This is a genomic window from Mycobacterium paraffinicum, from assembly GCF_025822865.1.
GTDB classification, from domain to species: Bacteria; Actinomycetota; Actinomycetes; order Mycobacteriales; family Mycobacteriaceae; genus Mycobacterium; species Mycobacterium paraffinicum.
The window spans coordinates 134,715-161,055 of the sequence record NZ_JACKUR010000016.1; the positions used below are offsets into that span (position 1 = coordinate 134,715).

At 67.8% G+C, this 26,341-nt stretch carries 24 protein-coding genes; 5 read left to right on the plus strand and 19 right to left on the minus strand.

Annotated elements, in window-relative coordinates:
• Positions 1 to 61 precede the first annotated feature (61 nt).
• Positions 62 to 679, plus strand: a complete 618-nt coding sequence (wrbA, locus tag H7J89_RS05835; RefSeq protein WP_264037368.1) for an NAD(P)H:quinone oxidoreductase — start codon at positions 62 to 64, stop codon at positions 677 to 679.
• A 39-nt stretch (positions 680 to 718) separates the two neighbouring features.
• On the opposite strand, the gene ilvC is transcribed toward wrbA, so the two are convergent.
• From ilvC to H7J89_RS05850, 3 genes are read right to left on the minus strand one after another with little or no spacing between them, the layout of a single operon-like run.
• Positions 719 to 1,720 (minus strand): ketol-acid reductoisomerase, encoded by a 1,002-nt coding sequence (ilvC, locus tag H7J89_RS05840; protein ID WP_264040091.1) that lies wholly within the window; start codon positions 1,718 to 1,720, stop codon positions 719 to 721.
• 34 nt (positions 1,721 to 1,754) lie between these two features.
• Entirely contained in the window at positions 1,755 to 2,255 is a 501-nt protein-coding gene (gene ilvN, locus H7J89_RS05845; protein ID WP_264037370.1) for an acetolactate synthase small subunit, read from the minus strand.
• Positions 2,255 to 4,123, minus strand: a complete 1,869-nt coding sequence (locus H7J89_RS05850) for an acetolactate synthase large subunit (protein WP_264037372.1) — start codon at positions 4,121 to 4,123, stop codon at positions 2,255 to 2,257. The genes ilvN and H7J89_RS05850 overlap by 1 nt, the downstream gene beginning before the upstream one ends.
• A gap of 310 nt (positions 4,124 to 4,433) precedes the next feature.
• Here H7J89_RS05850 and H7J89_RS05855 point away from each other — a divergent pair, with 310 nt between their 5' ends.
• Positions 4,434 to 4,793, plus strand: a complete 360-nt coding sequence (locus H7J89_RS05855) for a PH domain-containing protein (RefSeq protein ID WP_264040098.1) — start codon at positions 4,434 to 4,436, stop codon at positions 4,791 to 4,793.
• Between the two features lie 4 nt (positions 4,794 to 4,797).
• Here H7J89_RS05855 and H7J89_RS05860 read toward each other — a convergent pair whose 3' ends face one another.
• Complete coding sequence (locus H7J89_RS05860) at positions 4,798 to 5,658, minus strand: DoxX family protein (protein WP_264037374.1); 861 nt, start codon at positions 5,656 to 5,658, stop codon at positions 4,798 to 4,800.
• Positions 5,659 to 5,918: 260 nt separating this feature from the next.
• On the opposite strand from H7J89_RS05860, the gene H7J89_RS05865 reads away from it, so the two are divergent.
• Positions 5,919 to 7,040 carry a PQQ-dependent sugar dehydrogenase gene (locus H7J89_RS05865; protein ID WP_264037376.1) on the plus strand — a complete coding sequence of 374 codons (1,122 nt, stop codon included), beginning with the start codon at positions 5,919 to 5,921 and terminating at the stop codon, positions 7,038 to 7,040.
• A 20-nt stretch (positions 7,041 to 7,060) separates the two neighbouring features.
• Here the strand turns inward: H7J89_RS05865 and gatB are convergent, their stop codons facing one another.
• From gatB to gatC, 5 genes are all read right to left on the minus strand, one after another.
• Entirely contained in the window at positions 7,061 to 8,572 is a 1,512-nt protein-coding gene (gene gatB, locus H7J89_RS05870; RefSeq protein WP_264037378.1) for an Asp-tRNA(Asn)/Glu-tRNA(Gln) amidotransferase subunit GatB, read from the minus strand.
• Positions 8,573 to 8,730: 158 nt separating this feature from the next.
• On the minus strand, positions 8,731 to 9,921 hold the full coding sequence (locus H7J89_RS05875) for a MinD/ParA family ATP-binding protein (protein ID WP_264037380.1): 1,191 nt from the start codon (positions 9,919 to 9,921) through the stop codon (positions 8,731 to 8,733).
• A 135-nt stretch (positions 9,922 to 10,056) separates the two neighbouring features.
• The gene (locus tag H7J89_RS05880) at positions 10,057 to 11,088 is read right to left on the minus strand and encodes an ATP-dependent 6-phosphofructokinase (protein ID WP_264037382.1); all 1,032 of its coding nucleotides are present in this window, start codon (positions 11,086 to 11,088) and stop codon (positions 10,057 to 10,059) included.
• 43 nt (positions 11,089 to 11,131) lie between these two features.
• The gene (gene gatA / locus H7J89_RS05885; protein ID WP_264037384.1) at positions 11,132 to 12,613 is read right to left on the minus strand and encodes an Asp-tRNA(Asn)/Glu-tRNA(Gln) amidotransferase subunit GatA; all 1,482 of its coding nucleotides are present in this window, start codon (positions 12,611 to 12,613) and stop codon (positions 11,132 to 11,134) included.
• On the minus strand, positions 12,610 to 12,909 hold the full coding sequence (gene gatC, locus H7J89_RS05890; protein ID WP_067737096.1) for an Asp-tRNA(Asn)/Glu-tRNA(Gln) amidotransferase subunit GatC: 300 nt from the start codon (positions 12,907 to 12,909) through the stop codon (positions 12,610 to 12,612). Before gatC ends, gatA begins: the two co-directional genes overlap by 4 nt.
• Before the next feature lie 96 nt (positions 12,910 to 13,005).
• Here gatC and H7J89_RS05895 point away from each other — a divergent pair, with 96 nt between their 5' ends.
• Entirely contained in the window at positions 13,006 to 13,662 is a 657-nt protein-coding gene (locus H7J89_RS05895) for an ACT domain-containing protein (RefSeq protein ID WP_264037391.1), read from the plus strand.
• A gap of 7 nt (positions 13,663 to 13,669) precedes the next feature.
• On the opposite strand, the gene H7J89_RS05900 is transcribed toward H7J89_RS05895, so the two are convergent.
• From H7J89_RS05900 to H7J89_RS05935, 8 genes are all read right to left on the minus strand, one after another.
• Complete coding sequence (locus H7J89_RS05900; RefSeq protein ID WP_264037393.1) at positions 13,670 to 14,914, minus strand: glycosyltransferase; 1,245 nt, start codon at positions 14,912 to 14,914, stop codon at positions 13,670 to 13,672.
• A 179-nt stretch (positions 14,915 to 15,093) separates the two neighbouring features.
• Positions 15,094 to 18,003 (minus strand): MMPL/RND family transporter, encoded by a 2,910-nt coding sequence (locus H7J89_RS05905; protein ID WP_264037395.1) that lies wholly within the window; start codon positions 18,001 to 18,003, stop codon positions 15,094 to 15,096.
• Entirely contained in the window at positions 18,000 to 18,431 is a 432-nt protein-coding gene (locus H7J89_RS05910; RefSeq protein WP_372513725.1) for an MmpS family transport accessory protein, read from the minus strand. The genes H7J89_RS05905 and H7J89_RS05910 overlap by 4 nt, the downstream gene beginning before the upstream one ends.
• Before the next feature lie 173 nt (positions 18,432 to 18,604).
• Positions 18,605 to 19,201 carry a TetR/AcrR family transcriptional regulator gene (locus H7J89_RS05915; protein WP_264037399.1) on the minus strand — a complete coding sequence of 199 codons (597 nt, stop codon included), beginning with the start codon at positions 19,199 to 19,201 and terminating at the stop codon, positions 18,605 to 18,607.
• 99 nt (positions 19,202 to 19,300) lie between these two features.
• The gene (ligA, locus tag H7J89_RS05920) at positions 19,301 to 21,382 is read right to left on the minus strand and encodes an NAD-dependent DNA ligase LigA (protein ID WP_264037402.1); all 2,082 of its coding nucleotides are present in this window, start codon (positions 21,380 to 21,382) and stop codon (positions 19,301 to 19,303) included.
• A 36-nt stretch (positions 21,383 to 21,418) separates the two neighbouring features.
• Positions 21,419 to 21,742 (minus strand): ArsR/SmtB family transcription factor, encoded by a 324-nt coding sequence (locus H7J89_RS05925; protein WP_264037404.1) that lies wholly within the window; start codon positions 21,740 to 21,742, stop codon positions 21,419 to 21,421.
• On the minus strand, positions 21,739 to 22,221 hold the full coding sequence (locus H7J89_RS05930) for an SRPBCC family protein (protein ID WP_264037406.1): 483 nt from the start codon (positions 22,219 to 22,221) through the stop codon (positions 21,739 to 21,741). Before H7J89_RS05930 ends, H7J89_RS05925 begins: the two co-directional genes overlap by 4 nt.
• A gap of 67 nt (positions 22,222 to 22,288) precedes the next feature.
• Complete coding sequence (locus H7J89_RS05935) at positions 22,289 to 23,302, minus strand: uroporphyrinogen decarboxylase/cobalamine-independent methonine synthase family protein (RefSeq protein ID WP_264037408.1); 1,014 nt, start codon at positions 23,300 to 23,302, stop codon at positions 22,289 to 22,291.
• 106 nt (positions 23,303 to 23,408) lie between these two features.
• On the opposite strand from H7J89_RS05935, the gene H7J89_RS05940 reads away from it, so the two are divergent.
• The gene (locus tag H7J89_RS05940) at positions 23,409 to 24,044 is read left to right on the plus strand and encodes a sensor domain-containing protein (protein WP_264037410.1); all 636 of its coding nucleotides are present in this window, start codon (positions 23,409 to 23,411) and stop codon (positions 24,042 to 24,044) included.
• Here the strand turns inward: H7J89_RS05940 and mnmA are convergent.
• Complete coding sequence (gene mnmA / locus H7J89_RS05945) at positions 24,041 to 25,117, minus strand: tRNA 2-thiouridine(34) synthase MnmA (RefSeq protein ID WP_264037412.1); 1,077 nt, start codon at positions 25,115 to 25,117, stop codon at positions 24,041 to 24,043. The two genes, H7J89_RS05940 and mnmA, sit on opposite strands and share 4 nt — an antisense overlap.
• Position 25,118: 1 nt before the next feature.
• On the minus strand, positions 25,119 to 26,297 hold the full coding sequence (locus H7J89_RS05950) for a cysteine desulfurase family protein (RefSeq protein WP_264037414.1): 1,179 nt from the start codon (positions 26,295 to 26,297) through the stop codon (positions 25,119 to 25,121).
• Positions 26,298 to 26,341 lie beyond the last annotated feature (44 nt).

Below are 26,341 nucleotides of genomic sequence, written 5' to 3' on the forward strand. Positions count from 1 at the left end.
TGCCGTCACCTGCGCCGACACGCGCTTGGGGAGCGCGTCATCGCGGTCCTAGGATGCGCTCGTGACCAAACTCGCGATCATCTACTACTCGGCCACCGGTCATGGCACCGCGATGGCGCAACGCGTGGCCGCCGCGGCCGAGTCGGCGGGCGCCGAAGTCCGCCTGCGTCACGTCGCCGAAACCCGCGACCCCGAGTCGTTTGCCCAGAACCCGGCCTGGACGGCGAATTACCAAGCGACGAAGGATCTTCCGGCCGCGACCGGTGAGGACATTGTCTGGGCCGATGCGGTGATCTTCGGTTCGCCGACCCGCTTCGGCTCTCCCGCTGCGCAATTGCGCAATTTCCTGGACTCGCTGGGCGGGCTGTGGGCCGAGGGCAAACTCGCGGACAAGGTGTACGCGGCGTTCACTTCTTCCAACACCGTGCACGGCGGTCAGGAGACCACGCTGCTGTCGCTCTACATCACGCTGATGCATTTCGGCGGCATCATCGTCCCGCCGGGATACACCGACCCGCTGAAGTTCGTCGACGGCAATCCGTATGGGGTCAGCCTGGTCTCCACGCACGACAACATCAACGAATGCGACGAGGCCACCGAGAACGCCCTGGATCACCTGGCTCGGCGCGTGGTGGCAGTCGCCGGGCGGCTGGCGGCGCCCAGCGTCACGCCAGAGTGACCGCGGTGGCCGAACGCCACTCCGGCGTGACGCTCGCGGCTACGCCGTCTCGGTGATGGGCCGGTCGACCCAGCTCATCAGGTCGCGCAGCTTCTTGCCGGTCACCTCGATGGGGTGCTCGGCGTTCTCCTTGCGCAGCTGCTCGAGTTGCTTGTTGCCGCCCTCGACGTTGGCCACCAGCTTCTTGGTGAAGGTGCCGTCCTGGATGTCGCGCAAGATCTCTCGCATCCGCTCCTTGGTGCCGGCGTCGATGACCCGCGGCCCCGACAGGTACCCGCCGAACTCGGCGGTGTCGGACACCGAGTAGTTCATCCGGGCGATGCCGCCCTCGTACATCAGGTCGACGATCAGTTTCAGCTCGTGCAGCACCTCGAAGTAGGCCATCTCCGGCGGGTAGCCGGCCTCCACCATGACGTCGAAACCGGTCTTCACCAATTCCTCTGTGCCGCCGCACAACACGGCCTGCTCACCGAACAGGTCGGTTTCGGTCTCGTCCTTGAAGGTGGTCTTGATGACACCGGCGCGGGTGCCGCCGATGGCCTTGGCGTAGGACAGCGCCAGCGCCTCGCCGTTGCCGGTCGGGTCCTGGTCGACCGCGATCAGGCACGGCACGCCCTTTCCGTCGACGAACTGGCGGCGCACCAGGTGGCCGGGTCCCTTCGGGGCGACCATCGCGACGGTCACGTCGGCGGGCGGCTTGATCAGACCGAAGTGGATGTTGAGGCCGTGCCCGAAGAACAGCGCGTCACCGGGTTTGAGGTTGGGCTCGATGTCGTTGGTGAAGATGTCCGCCTGCGCGGTGTCGGGCGCCAACAGCATGATGACGTCGGCCCACTTGGCCACCTCGGCGGGGGTGTCGACGTCCAGGCCCTGCTCGGAGACCTTGGCCCGCGACTTCGAACCCTCCTTCAGCCCGACGCGCACTTGCACACCGGAGTCGCGCAGGCTCAGCGAGTGCGCGTGCCCTTGGCTGCCGTACCCGATCACACCGACCTTGCGGCCCTGGATGATCGACAGGTCTGCGTCGTCGTCGTAGAACATTTCTAGTGCCACTGTTTCAATATCTCCTTGTGTGTTACTTGGCCGTGGCGATGCCGCGCGGACCGCGGGACAACGACACCACTCCCGATTGGACTATCTCGCGTATACCGAACGGTTCCAGTACCCGCAGCAGCGCCTCGATCTTGCCGCGATCACCGGTCGCCTCGATGGTCAGCGCCTCAGTCGATACGTCAATCACCTTGGCGCGGAACAGGTTCACCGCTTCGATCACCTGACTGCGGGTGCCCGCGTCGGCGCGCACCTTGATCAGCGCCAGCTCGCGCGATACCGCGGCATCCTCGTCGAGCTCGACGATCTTGATGACGTTGATCAGCTTGTTGAGCTGTTTGGTGATCTGCTCGAGCGGGGTCTCCTCGGCGCTGACCACAATCGTCATGCGCGACATGTCCTTTTGCTCGGTGGCGCCGACGGCCAGCGACTCGATGTTGAAACCGCGCCGGGAGAACAGCGCCGCCACGCGCGCGAGCACACCGGGTTTGTCCTCCACCAACACCGACAGCGTGTGCGTGTGCATCAGGCGTGCCCTTCGCTCTCGTCGTCGAACAGCGGGCGGATGCCGCGGGCGGCCTGGATCTCGTCGTTGCTGGTGCCGGCGGCCACCATCGGCCACACCTGCGCGTCCGCGCCGACGATGAAGTCGATCACCACGGGACGGTCGGTGATCGCCCGGGCCGCGTTGATCACGTCTTCGACGTCTTCTTCACGCTCGCAACGCAATCCGACACAACCCAACGCCTCCGCCAGCTTCACGAAGTCCGGGATGCGGTGCGAATGCGTGGCCAGGTCCGTCTGCGAATACCGCTCCTCGTAGAACAGCGTCTGCCACTGGCGCACCATGCCCAGGTTGCCGTTGTTGATCAGCGCCACCTTGATGGGCACGCCTTCGATCGCGCAGGTGGCCAGCTCCTGATTGGTCATCTGGAAGCAGCCGTCGCCGTCGATGGCCCACACCTCGGCCTCCGGGCGGGCCATCTTGGCCCCCATGGCCGCCGGGATGGCGAACCCCATGGTGCCCAGCCCGCCGGAGTTGATCCAGGTGCGCGGGTTCTCGTACGAGATGAACTGCGCCGCCCACATCTGGTGCTGACCCACCCCGGCGACGTACACCGCGTCCGGGCCGGCGATCTGACCCAGCTTCTCGATGACGTATTCCGGACCGAGACTGCCGTCGCTCTGCGGGTCGTAGCTCAGCGGATAGGTGGACTGAACGCTGTCCAGGTAGGCCCACCACTCGGTCATGTCGATGTTGCCCGGAATGTCATAGTGGCGCAGCATCCCGATCAGGTCGGCGATAACGGCCTTGACGTCGCCGACGATCGGCACGTCGGCATGGCGGTTCTTGCCGATCTCGGCCGGGTCGATGTCGGCGTGAATGACCTTGGCCTCCGGCGCGAAGGTGTCGAGCTTCCCGGTCACCCGGTCGTCGAAGCGGGTACCCAGGGCGATCAGCAGCTCGCTGCGCTGCAGGGCCGCCACCGCGGCGACGCTGCCGTGCATGCCGGGCATGCCCATGTGCTGGCGATGGCTGTCGGGGAACGCGCCGCGTGCCATCAGCGTGGTGACCACCGGGATCCCGGTGAGCTCGGCCAGCTCGCGCAGCTGCTCAGTCGCCTCGCCGCGGATGACGCCACCGCCGACGTAGAGCACGGGCTTGCGGGCGTCCGCGATGAGCTTGGCGGCCTCGCGGATCTGACGGTTGTGTGGCTTGGTGTTCGGCTTGTAGCCCGGCAGGTCCATGCGCGGCGGCCAGCTGAAGGTGCACTGCCCCTGCAGCACGTCTTTGGGGATGTCGACGAGCACCGCGCCGGGACGGCCCGAGGCGGCGATGTGGAAGGCCTCGGCCATCACCTGGGGGATCTCGTCGCCCGAGCGGACCAGGAAGTTGTGCTTGGTGATCGGCTGCGTGATGCCCGAGATGTCGGCTTCCTGGAAGGCGTCGGTGCCGATCAGGGTGCGACCGACCTGGCCGGTGATCGCGACGACGGGCACCGAGTCCATTTGGGCGTCTGCCAGCGGCGTGACGAGATTGGTGGCGCCGGGGCCCGACGTGGCCATCATGACGCCGACCTTGCCGGTGGCGTGCGCGTAGCCGCTGGCGGCGTGGCCGGCGCCCTGCTCGTGGCGAACCAGCACGTGGCGAAGCTTTTTCGAGTCGAACAGCGGGTCGTAAACCGGCAACACGGCGCCACCGGGAATCCCGAAGATGACCTCGACGCCGAGCTCCTCCAGCGATCGGATCACCGACTGGGCACCGGTAAGTTTCTCGGGCCCAACACGTTTCGGCTTTTTGGTGGGGGCGGCGGCAGGGGTTTCCGCCGCGTCGGAGGCGACGTCGGCGGCACGCTGTGGCTGTGTGGCGTGCTGCCTGGTGGGTGCGCTCACTGTCTTTCGTCCTTATTCAGTCTGGGAGTTTCGCTGGGAGCAACAAAAAACCCCCGACAGCTCATCTGCTGCACGAGGGTTGCGCGTTGGTCTGGATAGCTTCAAATGCCGAAGAGGCTAGTCAGGCACCAACGCGCCGACTAATTACTACGAGCATCCCGGGCTGTCCGGCGGTATCCATAACGTCCGACGGTAGCCTTCGCACAGCTCAGCCGTCAAATCCGCTCCGGCCGGCTCGCGCGGAGATCCGGTGCCCGTTGCCGGGTGAAATGATGGTCGAGTGGCTACCGGTTCGTCTTCCTCCACGCCCGTGGTGATCAAGCTCTCCCCCATCGCGCACCTGGCCGTCGGATTCTTGACCCTGGGGTTGCTGATACCGGTGATGCTGTGGCCGCTGTCCGTGCCGCTGCTGGTGATCCCCGTGCTGCTGTCGGCGATGATCGTCCGGCTGCGTACCGTCGCCGACGACCGAGGCGTGACGGTCCGCACGCTGCTGGGCAGCCAGACGGTGCGGTGGGATGACATCGACGGGCTGCGCTTCCATCGGGGCTCCTGGGCACGCGCGCACCTCAAGAGCGGCGCGGATTTGCGGTTGCCCGCGGTGACGTTCGCGACCCTGCCCCAGCTGACCGAGGCCAGCTCCGGGCGCGTGCCCAACCCTTATCAGTAAGGGGTCAGGCGATCGGGTTGACCCCGTTGAGCAGCACCCACACCGCGATGCCTGCGGCGATGCCCACCAGCAGCGCGACGAACGAGCCGATGAACGGGCGATGGGCCCAGCCCCGCCGCGCGTCGAGCCCGTAACGGCCGGGCCCGCACAGGATGACCGCGACGGCCAGGACGATGAGGGTGATCTGGTATTCGTGGCCGTCCGGCAGGAAGTACGTGAAGGTGTGCGGATGCGGGCGCGCCGTGATGGTGGCCAGCAGGCCGTTGATCAGGAAGGCCAGCGCACCGGCCGCGGCCAGGGGGGTGAACAGCCCCAGCACCAACAGCACACCGGCGACGAGCTCACCGCCCGCGCTGACGTAGGCGAGGATGTCGGCGTGCTGGTAGCCGACGTCGGACAGCGAGTTCTTGAACCCGCCCACCCCGGAGCCGCCCCACCAGCCGAACAGCTTCTGCAACCCGTGGGCGGCCAGCACGACTCCGAGGCCGACCCGCAGTATCAGCAAACCCAGATGCTGCGTGCCGCGCCGACCGACGTCGTGCAGCCGGTCGTGGTGTTCGTCCCCGTCGATCTCGGCGGGCTCGGCGGCCGCGTGCCGGGCGGACTGCGGCTGGACGTAGGGCAGGGGTTCCTGCTGTTCGAGCACGTTGTAACCCGTCGCCCTGGAGCTGCCCACGCCGGCGTGGTCGCCCATGTAGGGGATGACGGTGGTGGTTCCGGTGGAGGGGTTGAAGTCGCCGGGGTAACCGACGGGCGTCAAATCATCTTCGGGGTCAACCACACGCGCCGTCGCGGGGCGTCCCGGGGTTGGCTCCGGGGATTCGCCGGGCCGCTGCCAATGTCCGTCATTCGGTTGACTGGTCACGCGTGACAGGGTAAGGGCATTTGTCGCTGAATTGGGGATTTGAGCGGCGCTTTCGCCAGGCAATCGGTGGTTTGCCCGCCAAAGGGGCACGGATTGGGCCGAAATTAGCCCGCTCGCGGCTCCAGCGGGCCCCAAACGGCACATTTCGGCCCCCGGAGGCGGCCGTTGGCCGGCGCCAAACGTGGCGCGATCGTGTGGCGCCGGGCGGGCGGGCCCATGCGTGTGGCGGCGGCGGGCGCACTATCCGTAGCCTGTCGGTCATGCGACTACGGCGCTCGGTTCGGTGCGGGTTTGCCGCGCTTTGCGCGGTGGTGCTGGTCGCGAGCGGCTGCGCGCGGTTCAACGACGCCCAGTCGCAGCCTTTCACCACCAACCCGGAACTCAAGCCGCAACCCAGCTCGACGCCTCCGCCACCGCCGCCGCTGCCGCCCACGCCATTCCCCAAGGCGTGCCCGGCTCCCGGCGTGATGCAGGGCTGCCTGGAGAGCACCAGCGGACTGATCATGGGGCCGGACAGCAAAACCGCGCTGGTCGCCGAGCGCACCACCGGCGCCGTCAAGGAGATCTCGGTCAGCGCCGAGCCGAAGGTGAAGATGGTCATCCCGGTCGATCCGTCCGGCGACGGCGGCTTGATGGACATCGTGCTGTCCCCGACCTATGCGCAAGACCGGCTGATGTACGCCTACATCAGCACGCCCACGGACAATCGGGTGATCCGGGTGGCCGATGGCGACATCCCCAAGGACATCCTGACCGGGATCCCCAAGGGGGCCACCGGCAATACCGGAGCGCTGATCTTCACCAGCCCCACCACGTTGGTGGTGCTGACGGGCGACGCGGGTAACCCCGCCGCCGCATCCGACCCCAAATCGCTGGCGGGCAAGGTCCTTCGCATCGAGCAGCCGACCACCATCGGTCAGGCGCCGCCCACGACCGCGCTGTCGGGCGTCGGCTCCGGTGGCGGCCTGTGCATCGACCCCGTGGACGGCTCGTTGTACGTGGCCGACCGCACGCCGACGGCGGATCGGTTGCAGCGCATCACCAAGGCTTCCGAGGTCTCCACGGTGTGGACGTGGCCGGACAAACCCGGCGTGGCCGGCTGCGCGGCGATGGACGGGACCGTGCTGGTCAACCTGATCAACACCAAACTGACGGTGGCCGTGCGGCTGGCGCCGGCGACGGGTGCGGTCACCGGGGAACCCGACGTGGTGCGCAAGGACACCCATGCCCACGCGTGGGCGCTGCGGATGTCACCGGACGGAAACGTCTGGGGCGCAACGGTAAACAAGACCGCCGGGGATGCCGAGAAGCTCGACGACGTGGTGTTCCCGTTGTTCCCGCAGGGCGGCGGATTCCCCCGCAACAACGACGACAAGACCTAGCGGCCGCTGGAGAGCTCTCGTCAGCTCTGCCCGCAGGCGGCCAGCACCAGCTCGCGCACCCGGGCGGCGTCGGCCTGCCCCCGCGTGGCCTTCATCACCGCCCCGACGATCGCGCCCGCCGCCGCCACCTTGCCGCCGCGGATCTTCTCCGCCACATCGGGATTGGCGGCCAACGCCTCGTCGACCGCGGCCTGGGTCACCGAATCGTCGCGCACCAGCTCGAGGCCTCGGGATGTCATCACCTGCTCGGGTTCGCCCTCGCCGGCCAACACCCCCTCCACGACCTGGCGGGCCAGCTTGTTGGACAGCTTGCCCTCGTCCACCATGGCGATCACCGCGGCGACCTGCGCGGGCGTGATGGCCAGCTCGTCCAATTGGATGTTGGCCTCGTTAGCCTTCTGCACCAAGAAGTTTCCCCACCAGGAGCGCGCCTCCTTGCTCGACGCGCCGTGCTTGATGGTGGCGGTGACCAGTTCGACCGCACCGGCGTTGACCAGGTCGCGCATCACCTCGTCGGAGACGCCCCACTCTTCCTGGATCCTCTTGCGGCTCAGCCACGGTAGTTCCGGGATGGTCTGGCGCAGCCGCTCGACCAACTCGCGACTTGGCGCGACCGGTTCCAGGTCGGGCTCGGGAAAATAGCGGTAGTCCTGGGCAGTCTCCTTGGCGCGGCCCGGGCTGGTGTACCCGGCCTCGTGAAAGTGCCGGGTCTCCTGGATGATCTGGCCGCCGGATGCGAGGACGGCGGCCTGCCGTTGCATCTCGTAACGCACCGCCACCTCAACGCTTTTCAGCGAGTTGACGTTCTTGGTCTCGGTGCGCGTGCCGAACTCGGTAGTTCCGGTCGGCATCAGCGACACGTTGGAATCGCAACGCATCGAACCCTGGTCCATCCGAACATCGGATACGTCCAAGGCGCGCAACAGGTCTCGCAATGCCGTGACATACGCGCGGGCGATCTGCGGCGCGCGCGCCCCGGCGCCGACGATGGGCTTGGTCACGATCTCGATCAGCGGCACGCCGGCACGGTTGTAGTCGAGCAGCGACGTGGTGGCGCCGTGGATCCGGCCGGTCTCACTGCCCAGGTGGGTCAGCTTGCCGGTGTCTTCCTCCATGTGCGCGCGCTCGATCTCGACCCGCCAGGTGGTGCCGTCGTCCAACGGCGCTTCGAGGTATCCGTTGATGGCGATCGGCTCGTCGTACTGGGAGATCTGGTAGTTCTTCGGCATGTCCGGGTAGAAGTAGTTCTTCCGGGCAAAGCGGCACCATGGCACGATCTCGCAGTTCAGCGCCAGCCCGATCCGGATAGCCGATTCCACTGCCGTGCGGTTGAGCACCGGCAGTGATCCGGGCAGGCCGAGGCATACGGGGCACACCTGGGTGTTGGGTTCGGCGCCGAAGGCGGTGGAGCAGCCGCAGAACATCTTGGTGACGGTCGACAGCTCGACATGCACCTCGAGGCCGAGTACCGGGTCGAAGCGCGCGATGACGTCGTCGTAGTCCATGAGATCGGCGCTGGCAGCAACACTCATGCCGTCGATCGTAGTGGTGACCGCGAGCGCGACGGAGTCGGGCGAAGCGGGTCACCACCATCGGCCTAGTGGTGACCGCGAGCGCGGCGGAGGCGGGCGAAGCGGGTCACCACCATCGGGCGTAGTGGTGACCGCGGGCGCGGCGGAGGCGGGCGAACTCAGGGCCAGTGCGGCGAGCGCGGCACCGGGAACCGGTTGCGCTCCCCACCCCTGCCCGGGAACATGTCGGCCAGCACGGCCGCCATCTCGAGGTAACTGCGCCGGCTTTCCTTGCTCAGCCGATCCAGCTCGATCTGTTTGCCCTCGTGTATGTGGCGATCGAACGGCAGCACCACCGTCGCGGCTACGCGTGCGGACAATCGCTCGAGTTCCTTGGCCGCCAGCAGCTCCACCCTGGCCGGCTCGACGTGGTTGATCGCCAGTATCGTCGACCGCACCAGCGCTTGAAACCCGTTGTTGCCCAACCAATCCAGCGTGGTGGCCGTCTTTCGTATCGCATCGATGGAGGTGCTGGTCACCACGACCAGCGCCCGCGCCTCGGGCAGGACCGCTTCCATCACACCGGAATTGAGGGCCTTGGCGCAGTCCACCAGCACCACCGAATAGTGATTTCGCAGCAGCGAAAACGCTTTCACCACGTCGTGGCGCTCGAGTCGCCAGTCGGTGTGCGCATAGTCCGGCAATCCGAGGACTTCCAGGCCGAAATTGTTCATGTAGGTGTGCGCCCGGACATCCGCATAATTCGTGATCGCCCTGTCGGCGAGCAAGTCGGCCATGTTCAGTGAGTTAGGACGGCCATGCCGCTCCACCAAGTCCCCGGCGTCGATGTCGACGGCGATGATCCGATCGTGGCGCACATCGGCGAACGTGGACCCCAGCGCCTCCACCACCGCGGTCTTGCCGACGCCGCCTTTGAGGTTGAGGACGGCGATGGGAAACGCGCCGCCCACGACCGCGCGAATGCGGTTGCGCAGTTCCTCTTTGTACTGTGAGTCCTTCCCGGGGCCCAGATCGATGCCGGTCACGCGATGGACGACTTCGCGCCAGTTGGACCTCGCGGAGCCCTCGCGCCCCTGCTGGTCGAGTCCGTCCAGTGCCGTGCCGCCCGGCAGTCGAGCCGGCCGCGGCGGCGCGGGGACGCGCGCGGGCCGGGCGGGCGGGGGTGGCGGCAACTTGACCGGCGGACGGCGGATGGACGGATCCGAGCGCTGGGCCTGCGGCACCGTGGCCGGCGCCGGATCGGCGCCGACGCGCCGAGGTGGTTGCGGCGGATTGACCGGCGGGGCCTGTGGCCCCGCCGACGCCGCGGGATGCTGAACGACTCCGCGAACCGAACCGCGGTTGCTCACACCCCCGGTATAACCGCTGAGGACCAGTCCGGAAACCACGAATTTGCGCCGACCGGTCCTAAGCTGGTCGAGCGTCGGGCAAATTCAGGCCGGCGTCGGCTCGGAGCCACCCCACGTTTGCCGAATCCGCCGGGATCACCCGAAGAAGGCGGCGGCGTCGTCGTAGCGACTCTCCGGCACCAGCTTGAGCTGGCGAACCGCGTCGGCCAGGGCCACCCGCCCGATGTCCTGCCCCCGGAGCGACACCATCTGGCCGTATTCGCCCGCGTGCGCGGCGTCGGCGGCGTTGACGCCGAACCTGGTGGCCAACACCCGGTCGTAGGCCGTGGGCGTCCCGCCGCGCTGGACATGGCCCAGCACGGTCACCCGGACGTCCTTGTTGATCCGCTTCTCCACTTCGGCGCCCAGCTGGGCCGCGACGCCGGTGAACTTCTCGTGGCCGAACTCGTCAACCCCGCCTTCGCGCAACGAGATCGAGCCCGGGACGGGTTTCGCCCCCTCGGCGACCACACAGATGAAGTGCGAATCCCCGCGCTGGAAGCGGCGTTTGACCAGCCGGCACACCTCCTCGACGTCGAAGGGCTGTTCGGGAATCAGCGTCATGTGCGCACCGGAAGCCAGGCCGGCGTTCAGCGCGATCCAGCCGGCGTGCCTGCCCATCACCTCCACCAGCATCACCCGCTGATGGGATTCGGCGGTGCTGTGCAGGCGGTCGATGGCTTCGGTGGCCACCGTCAACGCGGTATCATGGCCGAAAGTCACGTCGGTGCAATCGATGTCGTTGTCGATGGTCTTCGGCACCCCGACGACGGGAACGTTCTCATCGGACAGCCAGTGGGCGGCCGTCAGGGTGCCTTCGCCGCCGATCGGGATGAGGACGTCGATGCCGTTGTCGTCCAGAGTCTGCTTGATCTGGTCGAGCCCGGCCCGCAATTTGTCGGGATGCACCCGGGCGGTACCCAGCATCGTGCCGCCCTTGGCCAACAGCCGGTCATTGCGATCGTCGTTCTGCAGTTGGATGCGCCGGTTTTCCAGCAACCCGCGCCACCCGTCCTGGAAGCCGACCACCGACGAGCCGTACCGGGCGTCGCAGGTGCGCACCACCGCCCGAATGACGGCATTCAGCCCCGGGCAGTCGCCGCCTCCGGTGAGAACTCCGATCCGCATGCCCTCATCTTGCCCTGCCCGCCACTCGCACGGCGACGAAAGGTCAGATGGCGGACGGCAGCGGGCCGCGGGCGGCCTCGTAGGCGGCACCCACCCGGTACAGGCGGTCATCGGCCAGCGCCGGCGCCATGATCTGCAGTCCGACGGGCAGGCCGTCGTCGGGCGACAACCCCGACGGCACCGACATGCCGCAATGGCCGGCCAGGTTCAGCGGCAGCGTGCACAGGTCGAACAGGTACATCGCCAGCGGATCGTCGACCTTCTCGCCGAGCGCGAAGGCGGTGGTCGGGGTCGCCGGCGACACGACCACGTCGACGGACTCGTACGCCCGGTCGAGGTCGCGGGCGATCAGCGTGCGTACCTTCTGCGCCTGGTTGTAATAGGCGTCGTAGTAACCGGCCGACAGCGCGTAGGTGCCGATCATGATGCGGCGCTTGACTTCCGGCCCGAAGCCAGCGGCCCGGGTCAGCGCCATCACTTCCTCGGCGCTGTGCGTCCCGTCGTCACCGACGCGCAGCCCGTAGCGCATCGCGTCGAAGCGGGCCAGGTTGCTCGACACCTCCGACGGCAAGATCAGGTAGTAGGCGGCCAGCGCGTATTCGAAGTGCGGGCAGTCGACTTCGCTCACCTCGGCGCCCAGTTCGGTCAGCTGGCCCACGGCCGCCTCGAACGAGGCCAGCACTCCCGGCTGGTAGCCGTCGCCGCGCAGCTGCTTCACGACGCCGACGCGCACGCCCTTGAGGTCACCGGCCGCACCCGCCTTCGCGCCCCCGACGACATCGGGCACCGCGGCGTCGACGGACGTGGAATCGCGGGGGTCGTGCCCGGCGATCACCTGATGCAGCAGCGCGGTGTCCAGCACCGTGCGCGCGCACGGGCCGCCCTGATCCAACGACGACGCGCACGCCACCAGCCCGTAGCGCGACACAGTGCCGTAGGTGGGTTTGACGCCGACCGTCGCGGTCAGCGCCGCCGGCTGCCGAATCGAGCCGCCGGTGTCGGATCCGATGGCCAGCGGCGCCTGGAATGCGGCCAACGCCGCCGCGCTGCCTCCGCCGGACCCGCCGGGCACCCGATCGAGGTTCCACGGGTTACGGGTGGGCCCGTAGGCCGAGTTCTCCGTCGACGAGCCCATCGCGAATTCGTCCATGTTGGTCTTGCCGAGGATCGGGATGCCGGCGGCACGCAACCGCATGGTGACGGTGGCGTCGTAGGGGGAACGCCAGCCTTCGAGGATCTTGGAGCCGCAGGTGGTGGGCATGTCGACGGTGGTGAAGACGTCCTTGAGCGCCAGCGGCACCCCGGCCAGCGGCGACGGCAGCCGCTCCCCCGCGGCCACCGCCTCGTCGATCACGGCCGCCGCGCCCAGCGCCTCGTCGGCGGCCACGTGCAGGAAGGCGTGATACCGGTCGTCGGTCGCGGCGATCTGATCCAGGCACGCCTGGGTGACCTCGACCGACGACAACTCCTTGGCGGCGATCCGGGCGGCCAGGGTAGCGGCGTCGGCGCGGATGACGTCGTTCACTCGCTGTCCCCCAGGATCTGCGGCACGGCGAAGCGGCCATCGGCGGCCTCGGGCGCCTCGGCCAGCGCCTCCCGCTGGGTCAGGCAGGGGGTCGGCTCGTCCGGGCGGGTGACGTTGACGTCCTTGAGCGGGTTGTCGGTCGCTTCGACGCCGGTGACGTCGACCGCCTGCACCTGGCTGACGTGGGTCAGGATGGCGTCGAGCTGGCCGGCGAAGCTGTCGAGCTCGCTATCGGTCAGCGCCAGCCGGGACAGCCGGGCCAGGTGCGCCACCTCGTCGCGGGAGATCTGAGACACGACAGGAAAGCCTAGCCGCGAGTGTGCGGGCGGCGTCAGGCCCGTTGGTTCTGCGCAGAAATGCAGTCCCCGCATCGCTGTGTAACAGTGTTGGCCGTGCCGTCGTATCTGTTGCGCATCGAACTGGTCGACCGCCCGGGCAGCCTGGGCTCGCTGGCCGTGGCGCTCGGTTCGGCGGGCGCCGACATCCTGTCGCTCGACGTGGTCGAGCGCAGCTCGGGGTATGCGATCGACGACCTGGTGATCGAGCTGCCGCTGGGGGCGATGCCGGACACGCTGATCACCGCCGCCGAGTCGCTTTCCGGCGTCCGGGTGGAGAGCGTGCGCCCGCACACCGGATTGTTGGAAGCGCATCGCGAGCTGGAGCTGCTCGACCACGTCGCCGCGGCGGGCGACAAGGCGTCGCGGCTGCAGGTGCTGACCAACGAGGCGCCCAGGGTGCTGCGCGTCAGCTGGTGCACCGTGCTGCGCGGCACGGGCGATGAACTCCAGCGCCTGGCCTTCAGCCCGGGTACGCCGGAGACGCGGGCGGATTCCGCCCCGTGGCTGCCCATCGAACGGGCCGCGACGCTGGACAGCACCGGCGAGTGGGTGCCGCAGGCGTGGCGCGACATGGACACCACGATGGTCGCCGCCCCACTGGGCGATCCGCACACGGCGGTTGTGCTCGGCCGCCCGGGCCCGGAGTTCCGGCCGTCGGAGGTGGCTCGCCTGGGCTATCTGGCCGGGATCGTGGCCACCATGCTGCGCTGAACGCCGGCTACGCGGGCACCGGGTCCAGCAGGCTGTTGTAGATGGCGATGATCTTCTCGGTTTGCACGGATTGACGGCCGCTGTCGCGGTGTTCGGTGGCGACGCCGGACATTTCCCGCAATCGGTCGCGGTCCGAGGAGAGCGCACGAATCGCCGCCGCCAGTGCGGACGGGGACGGGTCGGCGGCCAGGATGCCCCCGCCTTCCGGAACGGTTTCGCTCAACGCGGGGTCACAGTAGATGACGGGCGACGACATGGCCACCGCTTCCAGCAGGACGAGCCCCTGGGTGTCGAAATCATATGAGGTGAACAGCAGCGCATCGCTCGATCCCATCGCGACCAGGCAGGCTTCGCGGTCGACCCGGCCGTGCAGGCGGATTCGGTGAGAGAGTCCGGTGGAGTGAATGAGTTTTTTCATCGACGCCTCGAGGTGGCCCTGACCATAGATGTCGAGCGTGCAGTTGTCGACCTGGGCGACGGCCTCGATCGCTTCGAGAGCCCGCTTCTCCGACGATAGGCGCCCACACCAGACGAGTCGGAGCGGCTCGTCGTCCGATAATGCGCCAACCACGGCCGTCCGGGCCCGGTCGACGACGTCATCGTCAAAGCCGTTGGAAATCGCCGATATTGGACGGGTCACCCCGCGTCTGGCCAGCGACCGCGCAAAATGCCGCGTCGGTGTGATCTGGTGGTCCACGGCTTGTGCGTTCGCAACCATGAACCGCCACGCCAGTCGCGAAGCCGCGCTTTCCTTTTCGGGGGTCAGGTGGAATTCCTGCGCGAGGTACCGCTTTTGCACCCGACTGACCAACATCGCCAGGAAGAGCGGGGCCGGGGTGGCTTGCTCGAAATACGTGTCGTAGCGAGTGTGTTTGGTCTGAACCACCGGAATGCCATGCCGGCGAGCGGCTTGCACGCCGGCTATCGCCACGCCTAAGTCACCCTGGGTGTGCACGATATCGATGGGTCCGCGGCTGCCGAACGCCTCGTCGATGATCGCGCGATTCGCCTTGGAGGGCCACACCAGAACAAAGTCCTCATGCCTGCCCAATTTGCGCATGATCGGGTCGATGACGGGCACCGGCTTCAATTCGACGACGCAGGGGTCTGGATCGACCGCGCCGGGCATCGGTGCCGTGAAGACCGTGACCCGGTGCCCATACTGTTCGAGCGCACGACGCTGAGTGGCCACCGAAACCTGCGTCCCCCCGAGGCCGTCGGGGTGAAGATCGGTGAAAAGTGCGACATGCATGAGAGAACCTCGCGAAGAGTCGATTCGGGTGACGGTTGCCCATCGGATTTGGTCGGCAACCAACGATCGCCCCGCCCGCTCTGCCACGAGACAGACCAAGCGGTCGTCGGACGCATCCTACTGACCGGTCCGGCGACGCCCACAGGGTGTGGCGCCGCGACGGTTGCGATCGCGCTAGATCAGCGCGCCTGCGAGTTCGATCCCGCCAGCACCGCATGGTCGTCGTCGTCCCACAGCAGCAGCTGTCGAACCGCCGGCCGCGGACCGTAGGGCCGCAGCATGGTGCTCGCCGGGCGAGGACGCACCCGCTGCGGCCACCAGAACCACCGCCCGAGAATTTTTGCGACAGAGGGCGTCATGAATGAGCGCACGATCAGCGTGTCGAACAGCAAACCGAGGCCGATCGTCGTGCCGATCTGACCGAGAACCTGAAAACCGCTGAACACGAACGCACACATGGTGACGGCGAAGACGATGCCCGCCGAGGTGACCACCGATCCGGAGCCCGCCATCGCGCGGATGATGCCGGTGTTCAGGCCGGCATGAATTTCTTCCTTGAAGCGTGAGATCAACAGCAGGTTGTAGTCGGATCCGACCGCCAGCAGCAGGATGACGGCCAGCGCGAGCACCACCCAGTACAGCTGTATGCCGAGGATGTACTGCCAGACCAGGACCGAGAGCCCGAACGAGGCGCCCAGCGACAGGGCGACGGTGCCGACGATGACGAGCGCGGCGATCAGGCTGCGCGTGATGATCATCATGATCAGCAGGATCAGGCTCAGTGCGGCGAACGCGACGATCATCAGGTCGTACTTGGCGCCGTCCTGGATGTCCTTGTAGGTGGCGGCTGTCCCGCCGAGATAGATGCCCGCGTCCGCCATCGGCGTGCCCTTCAGGGCCTCGTGCGCAGCCTTGGCCATCGGGGCGATGTGCGAAATGCCTTGCGGGGTCGCCGGATCGCCTTCGTGGGTGACGATCATGCGCGCCGCCTTGCCGTCGGGCGAGAGAAACAATTTGAGCCCGCGCTTGAAATCGGGGTTGTTGAACACATCCGGCGGCAGGTAGAAGGTGTCGTCGTTCTTGGCCGCGTCGAAGGCCCGCCCCAGCGCCGTCGCGTTGTCGATCGCGGCGGCGGTCTGCGCGTAGATGCCGGACAGCGTGGCGTAATTGGCCAACGTCAGATCGCGGTTGGTCTGTTGACTCTCGATCTGCGGCGATATCAGCGCCACCAGCTTCGGCTGCAGCGCGTCGAGCTTATCGAGTGAGGCCGTCAGGTTTTCGAACTTCTCGGTGAGCTGGTCGATTCCGTCGAGCGCGTCGAAGAGCGATCTGAACGCGAAGCAGATGGGAATGTCGTAGCAGTGCCTTTCCCAATAAAAATAGCTGCGAACCGGCCGGAAGAAGTCGTCGAAATACGCGATCTTGTCGCGCAGGTCCTGGATCGTGCCGAGCGTGTCGTGAAAGCTTTCGGTCTCGTCGTGGGTGGTGCCGGCGAGCTGCTGCTGCAATACGTACTGCTGCTTGAGGATGTTGATGGTCTTGCTCAGCTCGTTGGCCTGCTTAAGGGCATCGTTGGCCCGATCCTGTTGGTAGGTCAGGTTTTCCTGCTGGGCCGCGCTGGAATTGCTGACGACGAACGCCAGCGAACTGTGAACCAGCGGGGTGCCCAGGGGCCGGGTGATGGTCTGCACCTGCGCGACGCCGGGAACGTGGAATACCGCCTTCGCCACCTTGTCCAGGATGAGCATGCTTTCGGGGTTACGCATGTCGTGATCGGTTTCGACCATCAGCAATTCGGGCTCCAGCCGGGCCCGCGAGAAATGCTTCTCGGCGGCGGTGTAGCCGACATTGGCCGGTGCGCTGGCCGGCATATAGGGACGGGTGTCATAACTGGTCTTGTAGCCGGGCAGGGCGGTCAGACCCACCAGGGCCAGCGCGCAGGCCGCGGCGAGAACGGCACCGGGCCAGCGGACGATGGCGGTGCCGATCCGCCGCCAGCCACGGGTTCTGACCGTCCGTTTGGGTTCGAAGATGCCCACCCGGGAGCCCAGGGTGAGGATTGCGGGCCCCAGGGTCAGGGCGGCGAACAGCGCCACGAGGATGGCCAATGCGGCTGGAATGCCCAGACTCTGGAAGTAAGGCAGCCGGGTGAAGCTCAGGCAGGCCACCGCGCCGGCCACGGTCAGGCCCGAACCCAGCACGATATGCGTCGTGCCGTGATACATCGTGTAGAAAGCCTTTTCGCGGTCTTCACCGGTTCCGCGCGCTTCCTGGTAGCGGCCTACGAAAAATATCGCGTAGTCGGTGCCCGCGGCAACCACCAGCAGCGTCAACAGATTCGTCGCGTAAGTCGACAAGCCGATTACCCCGGCGTTTCCCAGGAACGCGACAAGGCCTCGGGCGGCCGACATTTCGATCAGGACCGTGGCGAGCACCAGCAGCGTGGTGAGCACCGAACGGTAGACGAAAAACAGCATGAGGGCGATCACGCCGACCGTGATCGTGGTGACCTTCGCGGTTCCCTTGCTGCCGACGTCGAACTGGTCGGAGATCAGTGGCGCCGCGCCGGTCACGTAGGCCTTGACGCCGGGCGGCGGCTTCATGCGCTCGACGATGTCGCGCAGCGCCCCGACGCCCTCGTTCGCCAACGCCGAGCCCTGATTACCGGCGAGATTCACCTGCACGTAAGCGGCCTTGCCGTCGCTGCTCTGCGACCCCGCCGCGGTCAGGGTGTCGCCCCAGTAGTCCTGGACATGCTCGACGTGTTTCTTGTCCTGCTCGAGCCGGCGGATCATCTCGTCGTAGAAACGGTGCGCGTCCGCGCCGAGCGGCTTGTCGCCTTCCAGCACGATCATGGCAGAGCTGTCGGTGTCGAACTCTCCGAACTTTTCACCGACGCGCTTGATGGCCTTGAGCGAGGGGGCGTCGGGAGAGTTCAGCGCCACATTGTGTGTCTTGCCAACCTCTTCCAGCTGCGGCACCGCGATGTTGGTGATCGCGGCCAGCGCCACCCAGAACAGCAGGATGGGCAGCGCCAGCCGGCGGATGGCGTGCGGGACGCGCGCCCGCGGCTGTTCGGGCTCGCTCATCCGGATTTATCCAGGCAGAAGGTGTAGGCGTCGACTTTGTCAACGGTGCGTTGGTCTTTCACTTCCCCGTTGACCGTGATGCGGCAGCCGAGGCTGTCGCCGTTGCCCTGTGCGACGACATTGCCCAGGACCGCGGGCTCCGTCGTGGTGATCGTGAACGACCATGGCAGTGGGGCGTCCTTGACTTGTTGCGGTTGGGCGTTGACATCAAGGTAGTTGATGGTCGCGGTTGCGCCGGGCCTGCCGAAGACCTCGAGCACCACCCGTTTGGGGTTGAACGGGACGATTTCATTGGCCAGGCCGCTGTTGGCCGAAGCGCTGCTTTCCGAGCCGAAGATTCCGTGCAGGCGATAGATGGCGAATCCGGCAAGCGCGACGACCAGCACCGCCACCAGCACCATCCACCCCCGTCTGACAAGGGATGCCACCGAAATCCCCTTCACCCGTTCACCTTTCGATTATCGGGCGACACGACCATCCTCGAGGCGAGTGCGTCTGCCGGCGGGTCGGGCGTGCTCGACAGGTATGACAGTACGGTACGGGACCGTACTGTACAAGAGACGCGCGCGTACACATTCCGTCTCGGCGGGTTAACGCCGCGTTACCCGGTGGTTCTGGTCAAGCCCGGGATGAGAAACCCGTCCACGAGGGCTTGGACGGTCCGGCGGGTGGGCGGCCGGCCAGGAATGATCGACCGGAAGATGAGATAACCGGGTAACAGATCCCAGAGCTCGTCGGTGATGACGTCCTCGCTGATCTCACCGCGGTCGACGGCTTGGCGCAGCACATGCTGGATTAATGCCTTGCGCTGCTTGAGGAATTGCTCCTGCAAAGCGTCGTCGAGCGCCGGGTGTCGCGACACCTCGACCATCACCGCGCGGATGGTGCTGGCGTGTTCGACGCCGTGCTGACCACAGGTCTCCCCCAGACTCAGCAGGTCGCCACGCAGTGTGCCGGTGTTGGGCGCGACGGCGACCACGCGGACACCCTCGGTGAAGGCGGCCAGCACCAACTCGGCCTTCGAGGGCCACCGCCGGTACACCGTCGCCTTGCTGGCGTGGGCGGCACCGGCCACGGCTTCGACGGTCAGTTGGCCATAGCCGTGATCCTGCAGCAGCCGCAGGGTCACGGTCAGTATCTCGGCCTCGCGGGGTGACCACGGCGATGCCTGCGTGCACTCCTCGGCCGGTTGCGTCATAGCGCCCACGATAGGACCGCTACGGCGATGCGGGCCACTTTATGACCGGATGGCGTTGAGCGCCTGGGGGTGGAATCGCCGTAGCGACCGATCATCGGCCTAGTCCGCCGGTGCTTCCGGCGGACCCTCGGCCAACAGCTTCCGGAAACCGTCCTCGTCGAGGACCGGCACTCCCAGCTCGATCGCCTTGTCGTACTTGGATCCCGGCGCATCCCCGGCGACGACGAAGTCGGTCTTCTTCGACACCGAACCGGCGGCCTTGCCGCCGCGCGCGATGATCGCCTCCTTGGCGTCGTCGCGCGAAAAACCGGCCAGCGAACCGGTGACGACAACCGTCAGCCCTTCCAGGGTCCGGGGCACGCTGGCGTCGCGCTCGTCGGCCATCCGCACCCCGGCGGCCCGCCACTTGTCGACGATCGCGCGGTGCCAGTCGACGGTGAACCACTCGGTCAGCGCGGCCGCGATCGTCGGTCCGACGCCCTCGACCGCGGCCAACCGCTCGGTGGACGCCGACATGATCGCCTCCAGGCTGCCGAATTCGGTGGCCAGCGCGCGCGCGGCGGTCGGACCGACATGCCGGATCGACAGCGCCACCAGGACGCGCCACAGCGCCACCGACTTGGCCTTGTCCAGGTTGTCGAGCAGCCTCCTGCCGTTGGCGGACAACGCGCCGGCCTTGGTCCGAAAAAGCTCGGTGCGCAACAGGTCTTCCTCGGTGAGGGTGAACAGGTCGCCCTCGTCGGCGATCACGCCGGCCTTCAACAGTGCGATGGCCGCCTCGTAGCCCAGCCCCTCGATGTCGAGCGCTCCGCGGCCGGCGACGTGGAAGACGCGCTCGCGCAGCTGCGCCGGGCAGGACCGGGCATTGGGGCAGCGGATGTCGGCGTCACCCTCCTTGGCGGGCGCCAGCGGGGTTCCGCATTCGGGACACGTTGTGGGCATGACGAATTCGCGCTCGGACCCGTCCCGGAGGTCGACGACGGGACCGAGCACTTCCGGGATCACGTCGCCCGCTTTGCGGATCATCACCGTGTCGCCGATCAGCACCCCCTTGCGCTTGACCTCGGCGGCGTTGTGCAGGGTGGCCAGCCCTACGGTTGATCCGGCCACCTTCACCGGCGTCATGAAGGCGAATGGCGTGACGCGGCCGGTGCGTCCGACGTTCACCCGGATGTCGAGCAGCTTGGTCTGCGCCTCCTGGGGCGGATACTTGTACGCGACCGCCCAGCGGGGCGCCCGCGACGTCGTTCCCAGGCGGCGCTGCAGCGCGAAGTCATCGACTTTGACCACCACACCATCGATTTCGTGGTCGATGTCATAGCGGTGCTCACCCCAATACCCGATCCGCTCCTCCACGGCGGCGAGGCCACACACGCGCGCGGTCTCTTCGGCCACCGGCAGGCCCCAGGTTTTCAGCGCGGTGTAGGCCTCGTGCAGGGTCTTGGGCGCGAACCCGTCGGTGCGGCCGATGCCGTGACAGATCATTCGCAGCTTGCGCCGGGCGGTGACCGCCGGGTTCTTCTGGCGCAGCGAACCGGCCGCGCTGTTACGCGGATTGGCGAAGGGCGCCTTGCCGTCCTCGACCAGGCTGGCGTTGAGCACCTCGAAATCGGCGAGCATGAAGAAGACCTCGCCACGCACCTCGAGCACGGCGGGAATCGGCAAATCGGCACTGGCAGTGAGCCGCTCGGGCACGTCATCGATGGTGCGCGCATTGAGCGTCACGTCCTCGCCCACCCGGCCGTCGCCGCGCGTGGCGGCCCGTTCCAGCCGGCCGTCGCGGTACACCAGCGACAACGCCACCCCGTCGATCTTGAGTTCGCACAAGTAGTGCGGCTCACGGCCGATCTCGTTCTCGACGCGGTTGCTCCAGGCGACCAGTTCGTCGCGGTCGAACACGTCGTCGAGGCTCAGCATCCGCTCGAGGTGCTCGGCCTCGGTGAAGTCGGTGGCAAAGCCCGCCCCGCCGACCAGCTGCGTCGGCGAATCCGGAACCCGCAGCTCCGGGTAACGGTCCTCCAGCGCGACAAGGTCGTTGAACATCTTGTCGAATTCGGCGTCGGAGACGATCGGCGCGTCCTTGATGTAATAGCGGAACTGGTGTTCGCGGACTTCATCGGCCAGTTCCTGCCACTGTCGCCGGATCTCGGGCGCCACCGAATCAGCTTCTGGTGAGCTCACCCTCGCAGGCTATCCGAGAACGCCGACACTCCCGACTCAGTCCTCCACGTATGCCCGCAGCCGGTCCACCGCCGCATCCCACCGGCGCGACAACGCGGTGAGGTAGTCACTGGCCTGGGCCAAGGGGGCGGTCCGCACCGCCCAGACACGCTCGCGACCCCGCCTGCTGCTGGTCACCAAACCCGCCGACTCCAGCAGCTGCAGGTGTTTGCTGGCGGCCTGCCGGGTGACCGGGATGACGCCGGTGAGCTGCGATGTCGAGCTCGGGCCCAGATCGCAGAGCCGCACGATGATGCGCAGCCGGTTCGGATCGCCGAGTGCGTCGAAGAGCGGCGCGCCCACGGCGACGCGACCACTCATTCGCGGGCTTCTTCCAGATACCTGCGCACCAGGCCCGCCTGGATGGCCCACCCCTCGGCGTTGGCCTCGAACGAGGACGGGCGGCGCGCTTCAGGAATGTCTTCGAATCCGGATTCGGTGATGGTGAGCAGCACGCCATCGGGAGCCTCCGACAAGGTGAACTCGACCAGCGTGGTCGGCTCTCGCTCGTAGTCGACGTCCGGGTCGACGGCGAAGGGATGCCAGCGATAGGCGAACCGCCGCTGCGGTTCGACCGCGACGATGTGCCAGGTGCTTTTCACCCCGGCGTGCGGCTCCTGACGCTTGGCGACCTCGTCGTCGACCGTGGTCGGGCTGATCACCGCGGCGATCGAAGTCCCGGCGACGAACGGCCCGTCGAAGCGGACGCCGAACCAGCGGCCGAACTCGTCGGCGTCGCTGATGGCCCGCCATACCCGATCCAACGGTGCGTGCAGCAGCACGCTCTTCTCAATCCTCATACGCAACCTCCTGGTTGCCTATGAGTCCATCACGCCAATAGGAAAAGCGCAACTTTTTGGTTGCCCATCAGATGGCGTCGGGGTCCTCGGCGAAGGCCTCGGCCGCCGTGCGGGACAGCTCGATCGCCAGTCGGGCCCACTCGGGCGTCGCACCGGCCAGGCCACACGCGGGGGTGACGCCGATGCGGTCGCGCAACGCCGAGCGGGCGAAGCCGAGCCGATCCGTCACCGCGACCAGCGCGGCGGCCACCTCTTCGGTCGACGGCCGCCGTGGCGGTGCGCTGGCGGCAACAACTCCCAGCATCACCGTGCGGCCCGATTCGACGAAGGCGGCGATACCGTCGAGATCCGCCGCGGCCAACGTGTTGACGTCCACCGAAACCGCGTTAAAGCTGCTGTCCTGCAATATCTTCCACGGCAACTCCGGGGCGCAACTATGCAACAGCACCTCGCCTGAAACCGTGGCGACACAAGTGTCGAGCAAGGCGACGGCCACCGCTTCGTCGAGCGGGGCCACCGGGCTCAGCGCCGTCACACCGCCCAGCCGCCCGCCCAACGCCCTGGGCAGCGACGGCTCGTCGAACTGCACCACCACCGGTGTTTCGAGGCGGCGGGCCAGCGCCGCGCGGTGGGCGGCGACGCCTTCGGCCAACGACGCCGCCAGATCGCGCACGGCACCGGCGTCGGTGATCGCCCGGTGGCCGTTGGCCAACTCCAGCTCGGCGGCCAGCGTGATCGGCCCGGGAGCCTGCACCTTCAGTGCGCGCTCGCCACCGCCCAGGCCGGCTACCTCCCATGCCTCTTCCAGTGCGTCCATGTCCTCGTCGAGGAGACTGACCGCGCGGCGGACGACCGCCCCCGGCCGAGCGGCAACGCGATAGCCGCGCGGCACGATGTCGATGGCCACATCGATCAGCAGCGCGCCGGCCCGGCCCAGCATGTCGGCACCCACTCCGCGGGCGGGCAGCTCGACGATGTGGGGCAGTCCGCCGGCCAGCTCCCCGACGACGACCTCGGCGGCCTCCCGGGGCTTGATGCCGGGCCACGACCCGATGCCGCTGCCGCTCGCGAAAACACTCACCGGCCCAACCGTATTCGACGCCGCCCCGGGTGCCTGTGACCAGGGGTGCCTCCCGTGCGGCCGCACGGGTAGGTTCGACGCCAGAAGGGTGCGAAACGTGTCGCGGATGGCGAGATTGGCACGGCCGCTGCTGTGGTGCGGGGCAGTGGTGCTGGCTGCCGCGTGCACCCGGGTGGTGGACGGCACGGCGCTGGCCGGATTCGGTGCCCCGCGCAGGGCCGTGCAAGGGGTCAATGTCGACACGGTTCTGCTGGACCAGTCGCGGATGCGCGCGATCACCGGCGCCGGCGAGCACCTCACGATCATCCCCTCCATGGACGGCACCAGCCTGGTTGACATCGACGCGCTCGCCGACACCACGCCGCACGAATGCCGATTCATCTACGCCGAGACGGCGACGTTCGGGCCCGAGGTCGAAGCGTTCCACAAGACGACCTTCCAGGACCCGCCCGACGGCGCGCTGATCTCTGAAGGGGCCGCGGCCTACCGGGACGCCGATACCGCGCGGCGCGCGTTCGGCGCGTTGGTGAGCACGGTCGGGGACTGCGCGAACGGCTCGTCCGGCCAGCAATACGTCGGCGACTGGACGGCCGACGCCGGTTCGCTGCACCTGCGGCCGGGTGGCTGCGGCCGCGACTACCGGCTGCGTTCGGTGACCATTCTGGAGGTCACGTTCTGCGGCTTTGCGCAATCGGTGTCCGACATCGTGATGACGAACATCGTCGCGAACGTGCCGAACTAGCGCGCGGTGGCGGCGATGACGGCGCTGCCGAGCACCTCGTCACCGCCCGGGTCGGGGCGGTACAACACCAGCGTCTGACCGCACGCGACGCCGCGAATGGGGGCGCGCAACCGCACCACCAGCTCGTCACCGACCAATTCCGCTACGGCACCTACAGTTTCACCGTGCGCCCGCACCTGCACCACGCACTCGACGGGACCAGACGGCGGCCGTCCCGCGGTGAAGACCGGCTCGCGCCCCCGCAATTCGCGCACGTCGAGGTCGGCCGCCTCCCCCACCCGCACGGTCGCGGTGTCGGCGTCGATGGCCGTCACGTAGCGCGGGCGGCCGTCGGGGCCGGGCCCGGCGATGCCCAGGCCTTTGCGCTGGCCGATGGTGAAGCCGTGCACCCCGTCGTGCTCGGCGAGCACCGCGCCGTCGGCGCCGACGACGGTGCCGCGGCGGACCGCGATGCGCTCGCCCAGGAATGCCCGGGTGTTCCCGGACGGGATGAAGCAGATGTCGTGGCTGTCCGGCTTTTCCGCAACCGCGAGGCCGCGACGGGCGGCTTCGGCGCGGATCTGCGCCTTGGGGGTGTCGCCGATCGGGAACGTGGCGTGGCGTAGCTGGTCGGCGGTCAGCACGGCCAGCACGTAGGACTGGTCCTTGTCGCTATCGACCGCGCGGCGCAGCCGCCCGCCGGACAGCCTGGCGTAGTGGCCGGTGGCCACCGTGTCGAAGCCCAGCGCAAGGGCTTTCGCCGACAGCGCCGAGAACTTGATCCGCTGGTTGCACCGCACGCAGGGGTTGGGCGTTTCGCCGCGCGCGTACGACGACACGAAGTCGTCGATCACGTCCGCCTGGAACCTTTCGGCGAAATCCCAGACGTAGAAAGGGATTCCGAGGACATCAGCGACGCGGCTCGCGTCCGCGGCGTCTTCTTTGGAACAGCACCCCCGCGCGCCGGTGCGCAATGTGCCGGGCGCGGTCGACAGCGCCAGGTGCACGCCGACCACGTCGTGCCCGGCATCGACCATGCGGGCGGCGGCGACCGACGAGTCGACGCCACCGCTCATCGCGGCGAGGACCTTCACTTTAGGGAGCCCCCGCGGCGGCCAGTGCGGCCCGGCGGGCGCGGTCCACCGCCGCGGGCAGCACCCGTAACACCGCATCGACGTCGGAGTCAACGCTGGTGTGCCCCAACGAAAGTCGCAAGGACCCGCGGGCGCTCGTCGGGTCGGCCCCCATCGCGAGCAACACGTGCGACGGCTGCGCGACGCCGGCGGTGCACGCAGACCCGGTCGAACACTCGATTCCGTTGGCGTCCAACAGCATCAACAGCGCGTCACCCTCACAACCGCGGAAGGTGAAGTGCGCGTTGCCGGGCAACCGCAGCGGGTCGCGGGCACCGTTGACGCCGACGTCCTCGATGCCGGTCAGCACTCCGCCAATCAGGCGATCGCGCAACGCTCGCAGCCGCGCGCTGTTCGCCTCGAGGCCGTCCACCGCGATGCGGGCCGCGGCCGCCATGCCGACCGCGCCGGCGACATCGGCGGTGCCGGAACGAATGTCGCGCTCTTGTCCGCCCCCATGGGCCAGCGGCACACACGCCACGTCGCGGCGCAGCAGCAGCGCACCCACGCCGGGAGGACCGCCGAATTTATGCGCGGCCACGCTCATCGCCGAGAGCCCGCTGGCGGCGAAGGCCACCGGCAGCTGCCCCACCGCCTGCACGGCGTCGCTGTGCATCGGAACGCCGAATTCGGCCGCGACGGCGGCGAGCTCGGCGGCCGGCATGACGGTGCCGACCTCGTTGTTGGCCCACATCACCGACACCAGCGCGACGTCGTCGCGGCCGCGCAGCGCCTCGCGCAGCGCGGTCGCTGACACCGAGCCGTCGGCGGCGGTCGGCAACCAGGTCACCTCGGCGCCCTCGTGTTCGACGAGCCAGTCCACCGAGTCCAGGACGGCGTGGTGTTCCACCTCGCTGGTGATGATGCGCCGATGGCGTGGTTCGGCGTCGCGGCGGGCCCAGTAGATGCCCTTGACCGCCAGGTTGTCGCTTTCGGTCCCACCCGCGGTGAAGATGACCTCGGACGGCCGGGCGCCCAGCCGGTCGGCGATCAGCTCGCGGGATTCCTCGATGCGCCGCCTCGCCGTCCGGCCGCTGGTGTGTAGCGAAGACGCGTTGCCGACGGTGCCGAGCACCGCCGTCATCGCCTCGACGGCGGCGGGGTGCATCGGCGTGGTGGCCGCGTGATCCAGGTAGACCATGACCCGACCCACGATACCGGCTGGTCGAGGGGCCTCCCGAGCCA

What these genes read in the sequence shown, in the direction of transcription:
- H7J89_RS05915 (WP_264037399.1), bottom strand. Translation starts at nt 19,201, where the DNA reads ATGACGCAACCGGCCGAGGAGTGCACGCAGGCATCGCCGTGGTCACCC.
- H7J89_RS05900 (WP_264037393.1), bottom strand. Translation starts at nt 14,914, where the DNA reads ATGCATGTCGCACTTTTCACCGATCTTCACCCCGACGGCCTCGGGGGG.
- H7J89_RS05940 (WP_264037410.1), top strand. Translation starts at nt 23,409, where the DNA reads ATGGCGAGATTGGCACGGCCGCTGCTGTGGTGCGGGGCAGTGGTGCTG.
- H7J89_RS05930 (WP_264037406.1), bottom strand. Translation starts at nt 22,221, where the DNA reads ATGAGGATTGAGAAGAGCGTGCTGCTGCACGCACCGTTGGATCGGGTA.
- H7J89_RS05925 (WP_264037404.1), bottom strand. Translation starts at nt 21,742, where the DNA reads ATGAGTGGTCGCGTCGCCGTGGGCGCGCCGCTCTTCGACGCACTCGGC.
- ilvC (WP_264040091.1), bottom strand. Translation starts at nt 1,720, where the DNA reads ATGTTCTACGACGACGACGCAGACCTGTCGATCATCCAGGGCCGCAAG.
- H7J89_RS05865 (WP_264037376.1), top strand. Translation starts at nt 5,919, where the DNA reads ATGCGACTACGGCGCTCGGTTCGGTGCGGGTTTGCCGCGCTTTGCGCG.
- H7J89_RS05950 (WP_264037414.1), bottom strand. Translation starts at nt 26,297, where the DNA reads ATGGTCTACCTGGATCACGCGGCCACCACGCCGATGCACCCCGCCGCC.
- ilvN (WP_264037370.1), bottom strand. Translation starts at nt 2,255, where the DNA reads ATGCACACGCACACGCTGTCGGTGTTGGTGGAGGACAAACCCGGTGTG.
- gatB (WP_264037378.1), bottom strand. Translation starts at nt 8,572, where the DNA reads ATGAGTGTTGCTGCCAGCGCCGATCTCATGGACTACGACGACGTCATC.
- H7J89_RS05905 (WP_264037395.1), bottom strand. Translation starts at nt 18,003, where the DNA reads ATGAGCGAGCCCGAACAGCCGCGGGCGCGCGTCCCGCACGCCATCCGC.
- H7J89_RS05880 (WP_264037382.1), bottom strand. Translation starts at nt 11,088, where the DNA reads ATGCGGATCGGAGTTCTCACCGGAGGCGGCGACTGCCCGGGGCTGAAT.